14 protein-coding genes and 2 tRNA genes are annotated in these 15,973 nt (G+C 39.5%); 15 read left to right on the forward strand and 1 reads right to left on the reverse strand.

Annotation, left to right across the window (positions count from 1 at the left end; translation table 11 throughout):
• The first annotated feature begins 71 nt into the window (after positions 1-71).
• From O2S85_RS07530 to yihA, 11 genes are all read left to right on the forward strand, one after another.
• On the forward strand, positions 72-1,169 hold the full coding sequence (locus tag O2S85_RS07530; RefSeq protein ID WP_269412050.1) for a GerMN domain-containing protein: 1,098 nt from the start codon (positions 72-74) through the stop codon (positions 1,167-1,169).
• Between the two features lie 204 nt (positions 1,170-1,373).
• Positions 1,374-2,120, forward strand: coding sequence for a ribonuclease PH (gene rph, locus O2S85_RS07535; RefSeq protein WP_269412051.1), 747 nt, complete (start codon positions 1,374-1,376; stop codon positions 2,118-2,120).
• A gap of 23 nt (positions 2,121-2,143) precedes the next feature.
• Positions 2,144-2,752, forward strand: a complete 609-nt coding sequence (locus O2S85_RS07540) for an XTP/dITP diphosphatase (RefSeq protein WP_269412052.1) — start codon at positions 2,144-2,146, stop codon at positions 2,750-2,752.
• A gap of 70 nt (positions 2,753-2,822) precedes the next feature.
• The gene (locus tag O2S85_RS07545) at positions 2,823-3,338 is read left to right on the forward strand and encodes a metallophosphoesterase (protein ID WP_269412053.1); all 516 of its coding nucleotides are present in this window, start codon (positions 2,823-2,825) and stop codon (positions 3,336-3,338) included.
• A 238-nt stretch (positions 3,339-3,576) separates the two neighbouring features.
• Positions 3,577-3,650: transfer RNA gene (locus O2S85_RS07550), tRNA-Gly, on the forward strand.
• Positions 3,651-3,668: 18 nt separating this feature from the next.
• Positions 3,669-3,742: transfer RNA gene (locus O2S85_RS07555), tRNA-Arg, on the forward strand.
• 150 nt (positions 3,743-3,892) lie between these two features.
• Entirely contained in the window at positions 3,893-4,870 is a 978-nt protein-coding gene (locus tag O2S85_RS07560; protein WP_269412054.1) for a tetratricopeptide repeat protein, read from the forward strand.
• A 140-nt stretch (positions 4,871-5,010) separates the two neighbouring features.
• Entirely contained in the window at positions 5,011-6,303 is a 1,293-nt protein-coding gene (tig, locus tag O2S85_RS07565; RefSeq protein WP_269412055.1) for a trigger factor, read from the forward strand.
• 379 nt (positions 6,304-6,682) lie between these two features.
• Positions 6,683-7,960, forward strand: a complete 1,278-nt coding sequence (gene clpX, locus O2S85_RS07570) for an ATP-dependent protease ATP-binding subunit ClpX (RefSeq protein WP_269412056.1) — start codon at positions 6,683-6,685, stop codon at positions 7,958-7,960.
• Positions 7,961-8,373: 413 nt separating this feature from the next.
• Positions 8,374-10,710 (forward strand): endopeptidase La, encoded by a 2,337-nt coding sequence (lon, locus tag O2S85_RS07575; RefSeq protein ID WP_269412514.1) that lies wholly within the window; start codon positions 8,374-8,376, stop codon positions 10,708-10,710.
• Positions 10,691-11,272, forward strand: a complete 582-nt coding sequence (yihA, locus tag O2S85_RS07580; RefSeq protein ID WP_269412057.1) for a ribosome biogenesis GTP-binding protein YihA/YsxC — start codon at positions 10,691-10,693, stop codon at positions 11,270-11,272. The genes lon and yihA overlap by 20 nt, the downstream gene beginning before the upstream one ends.
• A gap of 27 nt (positions 11,273-11,299) precedes the next feature.
• Here yihA and O2S85_RS07585 read toward each other — a convergent pair whose 3' ends face one another.
• Positions 11,300-11,788 (reverse strand): LiaI-LiaF-like domain-containing protein, encoded by a 489-nt coding sequence (locus tag O2S85_RS07585; protein ID WP_269412058.1) that lies wholly within the window; start codon positions 11,786-11,788, stop codon positions 11,300-11,302.
• Positions 11,789-12,029: 241 nt separating this feature from the next.
• Between O2S85_RS07585 and hemA the strand changes: the two genes are divergently transcribed.
• Genes hemA through O2S85_RS07605 form a run of 4 tightly spaced genes read left to right on the forward strand, consistent with a single transcriptional unit; the run spans position 12,030 to position 15,967 of the window.
• Positions 12,030-13,394: a glutamyl-tRNA reductase gene (hemA, locus tag O2S85_RS07590; protein WP_269412059.1), complete on the forward strand. Its 1,365-nt coding sequence runs from the start codon at positions 12,030-12,032 to the stop codon at positions 13,392-13,394.
• 18 nt (positions 13,395-13,412) lie between these two features.
• Positions 13,413-14,234, forward strand: coding sequence for a cytochrome C assembly family protein (locus O2S85_RS07595; protein WP_269412060.1), 822 nt, complete (start codon positions 13,413-13,415; stop codon positions 14,232-14,234).
• A gap of 15 nt (positions 14,235-14,249) precedes the next feature.
• On the forward strand, positions 14,250-15,179 hold the full coding sequence (hemC, locus tag O2S85_RS07600; RefSeq protein WP_269412061.1) for a hydroxymethylbilane synthase: 930 nt from the start codon (positions 14,250-14,252) through the stop codon (positions 15,177-15,179).
• On the forward strand, positions 15,179-15,967 hold the full coding sequence (locus O2S85_RS07605; protein WP_269412062.1) for a uroporphyrinogen-III synthase: 789 nt from the start codon (positions 15,179-15,181) through the stop codon (positions 15,965-15,967). The genes hemC and O2S85_RS07605 overlap by 1 nt, the downstream gene beginning before the upstream one ends.
• Positions 15,968-15,973: the final 6 nt, after the last annotated feature.

A 15,973-nucleotide genomic window follows, 5' to 3' on the forward strand; every position in this document is an offset into this window, starting at 1 on the left:
TTCTGCATGTTGGTCTAATTTTACGATAGGCTCGTATATATAATAGTACAACCATCGTGGGAGGGAATCATATGCAGAAGCGTGGTATATTACTTATGACTGGGATTATGAGTATGTCCATCATATTGTCAGGCTGTTTTAAGGGGGAGCAATCAATAAATGAGGAAATGGATCCACCAAAGGGACAAGGTGCCGAACAAGTAGATAATCTTGATAACCATTCAGCCAAAGATGAAGCAACTGACAAAAAGGCTGAAAAGGGAAAAAAAGAAGAAGCGACGGATCAAACGGTGAAGCGGCAATTATATTTACTTGATGCCAATGGAATGGTAGCTCCACAAACGGTCGAACTGCCTAAGGCCGATTCGATGGAAGTAGCAACGCAAGCATTAGAATACTTGGTAAAAGATGGGCCGGTTGCAAATGTGCTTCCAAATGGTTTTCAAGCCGTACTTCCATCAGGTACAGAAATTAAGGGACTGGATCTAAAGGATGACGGTACTTTGGTTGTTGATGTTTCCAAGGAATTTGAAAACTATCAAGCAGATGATGAATTGAAAATACTGGAGGCTATGACATATACGGTAACGCAGTTTGATGGTGTCGATAAAATGAAACTGGAGATAAATGGCTATCCGCAAACTGAAATGCCCGTAAACGGTACACCAATTGGGGATGGCTACTCCAGGACAAATGGCATTAATCTGACACAGACAGATACTGTTGACTTAATTGATAGTAAGGCGGTAACGATGTATTATCCAACAGAATATAACAATACCAAATATTTTGTTCCTGTTACACAACATGTAGCAGCTGATAAAAGTGAAGATGTATTTGGGGCCATTGTACAGGCATTGGTTAATGGACCGGGGTATAAAGTTAACGCCAAGCAGGTGTTTAATTCTGATACGACTTTAGCCGCAAAACCGTCATTGCATGATGGTGTGCTGGACATAAAGTTTAATCAGGATATTTTAGAGAATAAAGATAAGACAACAATCTCGGATGATGTAATTGAAACTTTAGTGCGGACATTAACCGAACAAAAAGGTGTTAAAGCAGTTAATGTAAAGGTAGAGGATGTTGATAAGCTTTTCAATGAAAATGGTGAACCATACACGGAGCCGGTAACTGAAGACATGGTAACTAAAACAAAAGAGCTTTAAAATGAAGCGGCTGGTAATACAGCCCTTCTTTTTATTGCTTAGGAAATTATAAATATTAAATACCCGTGTTGCACGGGCACAGCACATACGCCGCTAACCGGGCGCTTACGCCTTTGTGCTTTGGTTAAGAAAATCCAATGTATGAACGTGTTGCCATTGCGAAAAATATGTTACGATTGTAGTTGTTATAAGGAGGAGTTAATAGTGAGAAATGATCAACGTACATCAACCAGTTTACGACCAATTACTTTCATACCCAATTTTGTTAAACATCCTGAAGGCTCTGTATTGATTCAGATCGGAGATACAAAAGTGATTTGTAATGCAAGCATTGAAGATAGAGTTCCTCCTTTTATGCGCGGTCAGGGCAAAGGATGGATTACAGCTGAATATGCGATGCTGCCACGGGCAACAGAGCAGCGAAACATTCGTGAATCCTCCAAGGGAAAAGTAAGTGGCCGAACTATGGAAATTCAGCGACTGATTGGCAGGGCGTTACGGGCGGTTGTTGATTTGAACAAAATCGGCGAACGAACAGTTTGGGTAGATTGTGATGTTATTCAGGCTGACGGTGGAACCCGGACAGCATCGATTACCGGCGCTTTTGTCGCGGTTGTTCAAGCATTCGGGAAACTTCTGGATAAAAAAGTATTAACCAAAATGCCGGTCACTGACTTTTTGGCAGCCATTTCTGTAGGGGTAATGCCAGACGGAACTGAAATTTTGGATTTGAATTATGAAGAAGATTCCAAGGCACATGTAGATATGAATATTATCATGACAGGTTCCGGTGAATTTGTAGAAATCCAAGGTACAGGGGAAGAGGCAACCTTTACCGCAAACCAGCTACAAACTATGCTCGGGCTTGCAAACGAAGGCATCACTTCCATTATTGAAAAACAACGCGCAACACTTGGTACACTAGCCGAACGAATCGGAGAATCCAGATAAAACGACCATAATGGAGGCGGAAAATGAAACAGCTTATCATTGCAACCAAAAACCCGGGTAAAGCGACAGAATTCAGGGATTTTTTTCATAGGTATCAAATTCAGGCTGTGTCTTTATTGGATTTACCGGAAAGTATTCCAGATATTGAAGAAACAGGAACTACCTTTGAAGAAAATGCTGCCATAAAGGCCGAAGCGATTGCCAAACGAATGCAAATACCTGTGCTAGCTGATGATTCCGGCTTAATGATCGATGCTTTGGATGGCAGGCCAGGGGTTTTTTCCGCGCGTTATGCCGGTGAACCAAAAAATGATGAGAATAATCTGGTTAAAGTAATGAACGAACTGAAGGGTGTACCTCCTGAACATCGTCAAGCCCACTTTGTATGCGTGCTTGCGATTGCCATGCCGGATCATGAGACTACCTTTTATAAAGGAGTCTGCACAGGCAGTATCGCAATGGCACCTAAGGGGAAAAATGGTTTTGGGTATGACCCTGTTTTTATCCCAACTGGTTATTCACAAACAATGGCTGAGCTTGATCCATCAGAAAAAAACGCCATCAGTCACCGAAAAAAAGCGATAATCAAATTGGAAAACGATATTCCAGCTTTGACCAGGAAACTCGAATGATATTTTTGGATTCATATCCGGACTTCTGGTAAGATTAAATCGTGTCAAACGTTTAAGGAGAGGGTCTGAATTGCCAAATATTTTAGTTGTTAGTGATAGCCATGGTTTAACAAATGAATTAACGCAAATTAGGGAACGGCATCATGCAGACTTCATGATTCATTGCGGAGATTCGGAATTGGAAATGGATGCACCTGAACTTGAGGGATATGTTAAAGTTGCCGGAAATTGCGATAGTGACTCCAGATTTCCGAATGAACAGTTGATTGATGCAGACGGTGTCAATGTATTTGTTACACATGGACATCTTTATCAAGTAAAAATGAGCTTAATGAATATAGCGTATCGGGCGCAGGAGAGTAATGCCCAGATCGTCTGTTTCGGTCATACACATATTGCTGGTGCGGAGAAATCCGGAGATCAGTTATTTATAAACCCTGGCAGTATTCGAATGCCAAGAAAGATATCCGAATGTACGTATGCAATTATTAGTTGGACAGCAAAAGATAATGTCTATGTTAATTTTTATAACATTGATGGAGAAATGGTAAAGGAACTTACATATCATACATCTTTAATTAACTAGCACGGCTTAATTAACCATACCATCAAAATTATACATTTTTAACAGGTTAAAAACCGAAAATCGGACAATAAGAATGGTGATTTAGTCGGGTTTTACTACTAGCAAAGGAACTTTAGGGTTTATCTATAGAAGAACAATGGATAAGCCTTAAAATTCCTGGCAAAACCATTGACAAATGTACAATAGATGCCTATAATAGATCTTGTCTGTTAAAAAAGTTCTGCTAATCGATTGTGATGCGGGTGTAGTTTAGTGGTAAAACCTCAGCCTTCCAAGCTGATGATGAGGGTTCGATTCCCTTCACCCGCTCCATACATAAGTTTGATGAATGTCCCAGTAGCTCAGCTGGATAGAGCAACAGCCTTCTAAGCTGTGGGTCGCAGGTTCGAATCCTGCCTGGGACGCTTTTTTAGCAAGAAACCTATATATGCAATAGGTTTCTTTTTTTTACATAGTAATCGTGTTATGATGAAATGAAAGGGTTTTATTGCATACACAATGGGGTATATATTTTGCAATGGTTTATCGCAGTAAAGGATGGAAGGAGTTAAGATATGTGCGATAACAACAATGTCGTGCTTTTTCCTAAGTGGAAAACAGAACTTGAGGAGGAAAGCCTGGCAGCTCTTAGAGCAAAACGTTATGAAGAAGCATTGGAAAAATTGAATAAACTGATAAACTATCAAGTAGCGAATCATGAGATTTTGATTGGCAAGCTTATTTGTTTAATGGAATTGGGATATCTTGATGATGCACAGGATTTGTGTGAAGACTTAATCGCGCATAAAGGAGAACATTATTATCAATATTTACATATTTATTTAACCTTATTATTTCAAACCAGCCAATATGAGGAATTAATGGAACAAATTGAAGCGGAATGCCAAACGGATAATATTCCTCCTCTATATGAAGACCAATTCAAGCAGTTATATGATATGAGCGAAAAAATGAACCACCAGCAAAAAGAACTGAAATTGGATAAATACATAAAAGTATTGCTAAAAGCAGTTGAAGAAAGTGATTACGAAAAACAATGGCTGTTCCTAAAAAAAATCAGAAGTGAAAAAATAAAACCTAAATTAGCTTTGCTGACTCCATTGTTAATCAGCGAGCAGATCCACCCGGTTATCAAAACAAGCCTTTTTCAACTGTTACAGGAAATGGATGTTTCTGAACCAGTTACCATACATAAATTGAACCACAACTTGACAGTGGTACCGAATTCAGTTGTTAAATATGATGAACATAGTATTGTAAAACAAACAAAACTTCAGATCGGAGGTTTGGAGCAGGAAAACCCAACATTATATATGCTGGTGGAAAAATTACTACTCCAGTATAGCTATGTACGCTATCCTGTGATGCCGCCTGATGAGGATGTAACAATAATTGCCAGAGCGTTAATGGCAATTGGTAAAGAACGGTTAAATTTGCCGATAAAAGACCATTCGGATCAGTTTATGGTACAAGAATATAAAGAACAAATAGAACGATGTGAGAAACTATATTTGTTCGTTATTGATGAATAACCTTAGGAATTGCTTGAAAGGGTCACTAATTATGTTATAATAAAATGGTTGTAAATTTAGGTTCATCTTATATCTTTGTACAAACAGAAATGTCTTGAACAAATAATTAATGGAATGAATAGATTTTGGAGGGAAGTAGCATGACAGCAAATTGGGAAAAACAAGAAGGTAATGAAGGGGTTTTGACATTTAGCGTTAGTGCGGACGAGTTTGATAAAGCACTGGATCAAGCTTTTAAAAAAGTTGTTAAAAAGGTGCAAATTCCTGGATTTCGTAAGGGGAAGGTTCCACGCAAGATATTTGATAAACGTTTTGGTGTCGAATCTCTGTACCAGGATGCGGTTGATATCGTGCTTCCAAACGCATATATGAATGCTGTTGAAGAAACCGGAATTGAGCCAGTTGAACAACCAGCAGTTGATATTGAAGAAATTGAACAAGGTAAGGATCTTGTGTTCACTGCAAAAGTAACGGTAAAACCTGAGGTAACGTTAGGAGAATACAAGGGTCTTGAAGTGGAAGAACAGGATACAACTGTAACTGATGAGGATGTTGATCATGAAATCGAACATCAACGACAACATCATGCAGAACTGATCGTTAAAGAAGAAGGAACAATTGAAGAGGGCGATACAGTAGTGATTGACTTTGAAGGGTTCATTGACGGTGAACCATTCGAAGGTGGTAAAGGCGATAATTTTTCATTGGAAATTGGATCTGGCCAATTTATTCCTGGATTTGAGGAAGAGTTGATTGGAAAGGGTTCTGATGAGGAAACGGAAATCAATGTAACCTTCCCGGAAGATTATCATGCAGAGGAATTAGCAGGTAAAGAAGCAACGTTTAAAGTCAAAATTCATGAAATAAAGACAAAAGAGTTGCCTGAACTTGATGATGAATTTGCTAAAGATGTTGATGAAGAAGTAGAAACACTTGACGAATTAAAACAAAAAACACGTGAAAATTTAGAAGCGCAAGCAAAGCAAAATGCTGAGAATCAAAAGCAGGAATCACTAATCAGTCAAGCTACAGACAATGCACAGGTTGATATACCATCTGCTATGATTGATACCGAGCTTGATCGGATGGTTAAGGAATTTGAACAGCGTCTGCAAATGCAAGGCATGACATTGGAAATGTACCAGCAGTTCTCTGGTCAGGATGAACAAGCATTACGTGAACAACTTAAAGACGATGCAGAACAACGTGTCAAAAGTAATCTTGTTTTAGAAGCCATTTTCAATCAGGAAGGTTTGGAAGTTACTGATGAAGATGCGGAGAATGAACTGGAGAATATGGCGTCCATGTACGGTGCTAGTACCGAACAGTTGGTACAAGCGCTTGGTGGAAGCACGGAAGTATTAAAAGAGGATCTGAAGATGAAAAAAGCGGTTGACTTTTTAGTTGATAATAGTACCACGATAACTAAATAATTCATGAAAATGGTTTAAGTACAACCGAAGATGGTTAATAATAGGAAACAAGGCGCGAATAATTCGCGCCTTGTTCCTTTACGCATTAATGGGCAGTAATAACCCGCCTCCAAGCGTGAATAAACCAGAAAATCAGATTTATTTGCGACTTTTTATCCGCATGTTAACATACACTAACAATAGTTATGATTTGACTTTTATATTTATTTCTCCATAATAAAAAAATATAGATATGAAATCTTAAACGATAATGGTACAGGTACTGAAGATGTATCGTTTTGTTTTCCATGCTTCATCTGATATGATGGCTATGAAAGTGAGTACGTAAGCGGATGAATGATGGAAATAAAGTTAAGTGAATTCTAGGGGTGAAATGTAAATGTTTAAATTTAATGAAGAAAAAGGACAATTAAAATGTTCGTTTTGTGGAAAGAGTCAGGATCAAGTACGAAAACTGGTTGCTGGACCTGGTGTTTATATATGTGATGAATGTATTGATCTTTGTACGGAAATAGTGGAAGAGGAACTTGGTACAGAAGAAGAAACAGAATTCAAAGAAGTGCCGAAACCGAAAGAAATATGTGAAATTCTTGATGACTATGTGATTGGTCAAGATAAAGCAAAAAAGAATTTGTCTGTGGCTGTTTACAATCATTACAAGCGGATTAATGCACCCAAAAATTCGGATGATGTGGAACTGTCCAAAAGTAATATTGCGATGATTGGCCCGACAGGAAGTGGTAAAACACTGCTTGCCCAAACGCTGGCCAGAATTTTGAATGTCCCATTTGCGATTGCCGATGCCACATCATTGACGGAAGCTGGTTATGTTGGGGAAGACGTTGAAAATATTTTGCTAAAGTTAATCCAGGCTGCGGACTATGATGTAGAAAAAGCAGAAAAGGGAATTATTTACATTGACGAGATCGATAAGGTGGCCCGTAAATCAGAGAATCCTTCTATTACCCGTGACGTTTCCGGTGAAGGTGTTCAGCAAGCATTATTGAAAATACTTGAAGGTACTGTGGCAAGTGTTCCTCCACAAGGTGGCCGGAAACATCCGCATCAGGAGTTTATCCAAATCGATACAACGAACGTATTATTTATTTGCGGTGGGGCATTTGATGGGATCGATCAAATCATCAAACGTCGCCTCGGCAAGAAAGTAATCGGGTTTGGTTCCAATGACAAACAAGAGGATCTGGAAGTTGGACAATTACTGTCTAAAGTACTGCCGGAGGATTTGTTACGCTATGGTTTGATTCCGGAATTTATTGGTCGTTTGCCAGTGATCGGTGCACTGGAACCATTGGATGAGGATGCACTTGTGGAGATTTTAACAAAACCGAAGAACGCATTGGTGAAGCAATATGAAAAACTTTTCCGAATGGATGACGTGCAACTGGAATTTGAAGATGAAGCACTTGTAGAAATTGCCAAGAGTGCAATTGAACGCAAAACAGGTGCCCGTGGATTGCGTTCAATTATTGAAGGAATTATGCTTGATGTGATGTTTGAACTGCCATCACGCGAAGATATTGAAAAGTGTGTGATTACAAAAGAAACAGTCTCACAAGAAAATGGCAACCCGAAACTGGTCTTCTATGATGGAACGGTGACGCAAGGTAATGAAAAGCTTCCTAGAGAAAGTGCCTGATTGGAGGCCGATGTTGGCTCCAGACGAGGTCTACGCTGGCACAGGAATGGAGCCTGAATTTCTACTCTGTCTTATTTCGTGAGTAAGGTGAAAGCAGTGCTACTGGCGTAGAAGCTGAACGGTCGCGTTAATCAAGAATCAGAATGAAAAGAATAAGTGTAAGACTAGCCTGAAGCTTATTGCTCCTTTATGATGACCATAATTGCTGGGAGTTTCAATGCTTTTTGGCTAGTCTTTTTTCACTTTTATTACAGGGAAGTAAGACAATACCTACCGTTGCATGATAACCAGGCTGAAGGTCATACTAGGGACAGTTATTTCACCTGGACATTTACAAATGGACGGGTTTTCTATAAAATTTAGGAATATAAAGGAAGACATAGAAGAGATATTGAATTATGGAGGTACATATGATGACAAATGATTCTAAACAACTTCCCCTCCTCCCATTACGTGGATTACTTGTTTTTCCAACGATGGTGCTGCACCTTGATGTTGGCCGGGATAAATCTGTAGCAGCATTAGAAAAGGCGATGATGGATGACCAGACCATTTTTCTTGCTGCTCAAAAAAAAGTAAGTATCGATGAGCCAAAGCCTGCCGATATTTATCGAGTAGGAACAGTGGCAAAGGTAAACCAGATGTTAAAGCTGCCTAATGGGACGATTCGTGTGCTTGTCGAAGGGTTATACCGTGGTGAAATCGTTCGTTTTATTGAGGAAAAAGATGATTTCTTTGTGGAAATAAACCGACTTGAAGAGGAAAGCAACGATACGAATGAAGAAGAGGCGTTAATGAGAACGCTGCTAGATCAGTTTGAACAGTACACAAAAGTTTCCCGAAAAATAACCAAGGAGACGTTTGCAACGGTGGCGGATATCGATGAACCAGGACGTCTTGCTGATATTATCACATCACATCTTTCATTAAAATTAAAAGATAAACAAGCTTTGCTGGAAACAGAAAATGTAAAAAGCCGACTGCAACATTTACTGAAATTAATTTCCAACGAGAAAAAAGTACTTGATTTGGAAAAGAAAATAGGCCAACGTGTAAAAACTTCGATGGAAAAAACGCAAAAGGAATATTACTTAAGAGAACAGTTAAAGGCAATTCAGAATGAACTTGGAGATAGTGACGGGAAAACCGGCGAAGTAAGTCAGCTACAGGACAAAATTGAAAAATCCGATATGCCTGACCGCATGAAAGAGGTCGCCTGGAAAGAATTAGGCAGATACGAACAAGTCCCACAAAGTTCTGCGGAAAGTTCTGTCATCCGTAATTATCTGGAATGGCTGCTTGCCTTGCCATGGACAACTAAAACAGAGGATACCATTGATATTAATAAAGCACAGTATGTTTTGGAGCGGGATCATTATGGTCTTGAAAAAGTGAAAGAACGAATATTGGAGTATCTGGCAGTACAGAAATTGACCGAATCAATCAAAGGTCCAATTTTATGTCTCGTAGGACCGCCGGGGGTTGGAAAAACATCGTTGGCAAAATCAATTGCCGCTTCCGTTAACCGAAATTTTGTCCGCATCTCGCTGGGAGGTATTCGTGACGAAGCGGAGATAAGGGGACATCGCCGGACATATATTGGCGCAATGCCAGGGAGAATTATTCAAGGTATGAAAAAAGCAGGAACAATTAACCCTGTATTTCTTCTGGATGAAATCGATAAAATGTCCAATGATTTTCGGGGAGATCCATCTTCGGCAATGCTGGAGGTCCTTGATCCGGAACAAAACAGTAATTTCAGTGATCATTTTATTGAGGAGACGTATGATTTATCGAATGTATTATTTATCGCTACTGCCAATTACATCAATAATATTCCTGCACCTTTATTGGATCGAATGGAACTTATTACGATAGCTGGTTATACAGAAATAGAGAAACTGCATATTGCCAAAAGACATTTACTGCCTAAACAATTAAAAGAAAATGGATTAAAAAAGGGCAATTTACAGGTGCGGGATGATGCCTTGCTGGAACTCATTCGCAGATATACCCGTGAGGCCGGTGTAAGGGGATTGGAACGGCAAATTGCTACACTTTGCAGGAGGGCTGCCAAGCAAATTATTACTGAGGATAAAAAGCGGGTAGTTGTAACTAAGAAGAGATTAGAGGATATGCTGGGTAAACCAATTTTCCGTTACGGACAAATGGAAGCAGAAGATCAGGTTGGTGCTGCAACGGGTCTTGCATACACAACAGCAGGCGGCGATACATTATCGATTGAGGTATCCTATTATCCAGGAAAGGGTAAATTGACGCTTACTGGAAAACTGGGTGATGTGATGCAGGAGTCAGCACAAGCAGCCTTCAGTTATATTCGTTCTCGAGCGGAAGAACTGGGGATTGAACCTGACTTTTATGAAAAGTATGACATTCATGTTCATGTCCCGGAAGGAGCTACACCAAAAGATGGTCCATCGGCCGGTATTACCATGGCAACAGCATTGGTTTCCGCGCTGTCGGGCAGGGCCGTTAAAAAAGAAGTAGCAATGACTGGAGAAATCACATTACGTGGTCGTGTATTGCCAATTGGCGGCCTTAAGGAGAAATCATTGAGTGCGCATCGGGCTGGAATCACCACCATTATTATCCCGGAAGATAATAAAAAAGATATAGAAGATATTCCGGAAAGTGTTCGTGATGGTTTAACATTTATCCCTGTTGGACACTTGGATCAGGTGTTAGAGTATGCGCTTGTGGAGGAGAATCATGAAAGTAACAAACGCTGAGATCGTTATAAGTGCTGTTAGCAAAAAACAATATCCGGGTGACCAGCTTCCGGAAATAGCTCTGGCTGGTCGCTCAAATGTGGGAAAGTCATCATTTATTAATAAATTGATTAACCGCAAGAATTTAGCCAGAACCTCATCAAAACCGGGAAAAACTCAGACGTTGAATTTTTATAAAATTAATGATTTGTTTTATTTTGTAGATGTACCTGGGTATGGTTATGCCAAGGTTTCCAAGAAGGAGCGGGAAAAGTGGGGCCGGATGATGGAAGAATATTTTCAAAATCGCAAGACGTTAAAGGCGGTAATACTGGTTACTGATATTCGCCATGAACCAACAAGAGATGACGTGCAAATGTACGACTTTGTCAAATACTTTGAACTGCCAGTTATCGTGATTGCAACCAAGCTGGATAAGATCCCTAAAGGAAAAAGGCAAGCATATTTAAAACGAGCCCGGGAAACATTGCAGCTGGAAGCAGAGGATGCTCTCCTGCCATTTTCCGCGGAAACCGGGGAAGGGAAGGACGAGGCCTGGGCATTGTTGAAAACCTACTTATGATTATTGAAAACCTGCTAAAATAGCAGGTTATTTTTTTCGCATCAGTAGATAGATACCGGTAATAATGATAACAATAGGCCAAAATCGTTCCAGGTAATCCATGACAGTGTAAACCCAGTCAAACCAAATTGGCAGCTGTATGGAAAAGATGAATATAATCGAAATGCCAACAAATAATATGCCAAGCCAAAATCCTTTTTTCGTCCGCAGTGAACGGACAATAAATGCAATACCGATGATAAGTGGATAAACAGCCCAATGATCAATCCAAAAATCATAATGATTCAGTCCGTGCCAATGGATTCCTAATCCCAAAAGTAAAGTTCCTGTGAATAAATGCTGATATTCTTTGGCGCTATAGCTGTAAATAAGTAGTGCAAGCCCGATAATAATGATGAGTGTTGTCCATGAATAAAAGTTGGTAATAATCGGCACCTGTAGTTCACGCAGGAGGAAGTATGCGCCAATCCCGATTAACAAATAACCGGCAAAGGACTTTTGTTTGGTTTTGCTCATGCTTTTCACTTCCTTGATAGATTGATTTCTTGCTTCTCGTGTATCATTATGATAAATTACAAACGAATTGAATTCCTATAGAGGATGTTAAAAATTCGGTTTGAACATCACTTATACGTTTCATCCTAACATATTGTTTCATTTCCTGTTCACATTTTAAGAAAATAAGGGATGTTTTTTGTGTTATAATAAAGGTTAGGTTAAAAATTATGTGTTTACAGCTTTATGGGGGTAGAATGACGTGCATATTTTAAAAGTTGGCTTACATTATAAATCAGCCCCAGTTGAAATTAGGGAAAAACTAACATTTCAGGAGCAAAATATAGCCCAGGCAATGCAAACGCTCAAGGAACAAAAAAGTATTCTTGAGAATGTAATTGTCTCCACATGTAATCGTACGGAGATTTATGCAGTGGTAGATCAGGTGCACACCGGACGATATTATATCAAACAGTTTATGGCTGATTGGTTTCAGGTTGATAAGGAGGAATTTGCCACATATTTACGGATTGCAGAAGGAGACGACGCAATTGAACACCTTTTTAAGGTAGCATCTGGTCTTGATTCGATGATTCTGGGAGAAACACAAATCCTCGGACAAGTGAAACAGGCGTTTCAAACTGCTCAAGAAGTAAAAACAACCGGAACCATTTTTAACGAATTATTTAAACAGGCGATCACCTTTGCCAAACGTTCACATAAAGAAACTGCTATTGGCGAACAAGCTGTTTCGGTCAGCTATACTGCAGTCGAATTGGCAAAAAAAATCTTTGGTGATTTGCAGCATAAACATGTTGTTATCTTAGGCGCAGGTAAAATGGGCGAGTTAACAGCCAAAAACCTTCATGGTTCAGGTGCAACGCAAATAACCGTTGTTAACCGGACCCTTGAAAAGGCGGAGCAATTGGCAAAGCAATTTCAGGCTGAAGCGGAACAATCCGCCAATTTACTTGACGTGATGCAACATGCTGATATTTTAATCAGTTCAACCGGCTCTGATTCTTTTGTGCTGACAAAGGAAGATCTGGAGCCGATTCAAAAGAAACGAAAAGGTAGTCCGCTCTTTTTGGTCGATATTGCAGTTCCAAGGGATATGGACCCGGCAATTAGTGAATTGGATAGCGTGTTTTTATATGATATTGACGATTTGCAGCATATTGTGGATGAAAATTTGGCATCACGTAAACAGGCTGCTCAAGCAATTGAAATGTCATTGGAAAGTGAAATTGTTTCGTTTAATGAATGGCTGCAAACATTGGGGGTTGTCCCGGTTATCACAGCATTAAGGAAGAAGGCATTATCCATTCAGGCGGAAACAATGAAAAGTATTGAACGCAAGATGCCTGATTTAACTGCCCGAGAGAAAAAGGTATTAAATAAACATACAAAAAGCATTATCAATCAATTATTGAAAGAACCTGTGACGCAGGCAAAAGAATTGGCAGCTAGTGACGATGCGGCTGATTCATTAGCATTGTTTATGAATATCTTTGGTATTGAAGGTGAAGTGCAAGCTGAACTTGAGCAGCAGGCAAGAGAGAATAAACAAACCAACCAAATAAATCATGTATCCTTTCCAAAACTAACAAATGTAAATATTCGCTAGAGTGAAAGGACCTTTTGCATGACAGAATCAAAATGGCTTTACGAAATCATTCTTCTCATTTACGGTCTTAGTTTATTTGGGTATTTTATTGATTTTATCCAACATAACCGGAGGGTAAATAAGATTGCCTTCTGGTTACTTAGTATGGTTTGGGTTACACAAACCGTCTTTTTGCTAATTGAAGTTTTATTTAAGGCTACATTTCCGGTGTTCACGATCCAGGACAGTCTTTTCTTTTATTCTTGGGTGCTGATTACTTTTTCATTGGTGATTGACCGGTTTTTTCCCATACATTTTATCGTATTTTTTACCAATGTATTCGGCTTTTTTATTCTCTTATTGTATATATCAACGAAAGCCCAGGTAGCCATGCCGCAGCGTGGGGTTGAATTGGTGAATGAACTATTGGTTACACATATTGCATTGGCAATTATCTCATACGGTTTTTTTACAATTTCCTTTTTATTATCGATGATGTATCTTATACAATATCAGTTGTTAAAGCGGAAGAAAGGCATTAAATGGATGTGGCGCTTTGGCGATCTCAAACTACTGGATTTTTATTCCTTTATGGCGATTACGATCGGTGTGCCATTATTGGTCATAGCCATTATTTTGGGATTGGTATGGGCGAAGGTTGCCAATGCAGAATTTTATTGGTTTGACTTAAAAACCATTGGTTCATTGCTTGTTCTGGCAGCATATATTCTTTCATTGTTTTTGCGATTGATTAAAGGCTATCAGGGAAAAGTCATCTCCATTTATAATGCTGCGGCTTTTTTAATCCTATTGATTAATTTCTTTCTATCAAGCGTATTATCAAATTTTCATTTTGGATAGCTGGAGGGAACCATATTGCGTAAAATTGTAGTGGGAACTAGAAGGAGTAATTTGGCATTGACCCAAACTGAATGGGTAATCAACCAATTAAAACAGTTGGGTGTGCAAAACGAATTTGAAATTAAAAAAATTGTCACCAAGGGCGATCGTATTCTTGATGTTACGTTGTCCAAAGTAGGTGGAAAAGGCCTGTTTGTCAAAGAAATCGAACAAGCCATGTATGATAAGGAAATTGACTTCGCGGTTCACAGCATGAAGGATATGCCAGCGAAACTGCCAGAAAAATTGATGATCGGCTCGATACCTGTCCGTGAAGACCATCGTGATGCATATATTGCCAAGAATCATTTGGCGCTGGCTGATTTACCAACCGGGGCAATTGTCGGAACAAGCAGTTTGCGTCGAGCTGCACAAGTGTTGGCCAATCGACCGGACATTACTATTAAATCGATCCGGGGAAATGTTGAAACACGGCTCCGTAAGCTGGAAGAAGAAGACTATGATGCTATTATATTGGCTACGGCGGGAATGAAGCGGATGGGCTGGAGCGAAGACCTGATCACTGAATATTTGGAGCCGGATATGTGTGTACCAGCTGTAGGACAGGGTGCACTTGCTATTGAGTGCCGGGAAGATGATCAAGAGGTTAGGGAAATTTTGGAACAATTAAATGATGCATACACATGCAAAACAGTTACAGCAGAACGAACTTTTTTACATCTGCTCGAAGGTGGCTGTCAAATTCCGATTGCGGGTTATGCCTATTTGCAAGGATCGGAAATTGTCTTAACAGCATTGGTAGCTACATCTGATGGCAAAACGGTTTTAAAAGAAGTAATTCGTGGTACTGATCCTGTTGCAGTAGGAAAGCAAGCGGCAGATAACTTAATCCAGCGTGGTGCCAAGGAAATTGTCGACGATGTGAAAGAGGAGCTCGACAACTAATGGGGTTTTCATTAAATGGAACCCGAATCCTGATAACCAGGGAAAAGAAGCAGGCACAGAAATTGGTCGATATTGTTAATCAACATAATGGAGAACCTGTTGTGGCACCACTTTTATCCATTTCTTGTAAACATGAGGCGGGACACAGAGCAATTTTACAGCAGTTAAATAAGTATCAATGGATTTTATTTACGAGCGCAAATGGTGTTCACGCTTTCTTTCAAATTTTACAAGAAAATAATATGCAAAAAAAGGCTCTATTTGCGAATAAGTTGGCTGTTGTTGGGCATAAAACCGCGGCTGTATTGAAGGAATATGGCTATATTGCTGATTTCATTCCCACTACCTACAATGCCGAGGTGATGGCGGAAGAGTTTTTGGCGGGGTATAATTCCGTTGCACGAATATTACTAGTAAGAGGAAATCGTTCACGTCCAACACTGCCTGAGCAATTGACTAAACATCACGTACCATATGATACGATTGAAGTTTATGAAACATTAATTAACTATAGTATCGGGGATTGGTTAAATCAGCTCATTCGCGAACGAGGTTTTGATGTTATAACTTTTACCAGTCCCTCAACTGTGCAGGCATTTATAGAAATGACAAAGGACACGGAAGAGTTATTGAACCATATCCCGGTTGCCTGCATTGGAACAACCACCGAAAAGAAAGCCAAGGAGGCTGGCTTTACCAATACGATCATACCAGATGTTTTTACAATTGACCGTATGATCGAAAAAATAAGCGATTATATTTTAAATGAGTGTTCAAAAGGAGGATAAAAGAAC

The organism is Lentibacillus daqui (assembly GCF_027186265.1).
GTDB classification, from domain to species: domain Bacteria; phylum Bacillota; class Bacilli; order Bacillales; family Amphibacillaceae; genus Lentibacillus_C; species Lentibacillus_C daqui.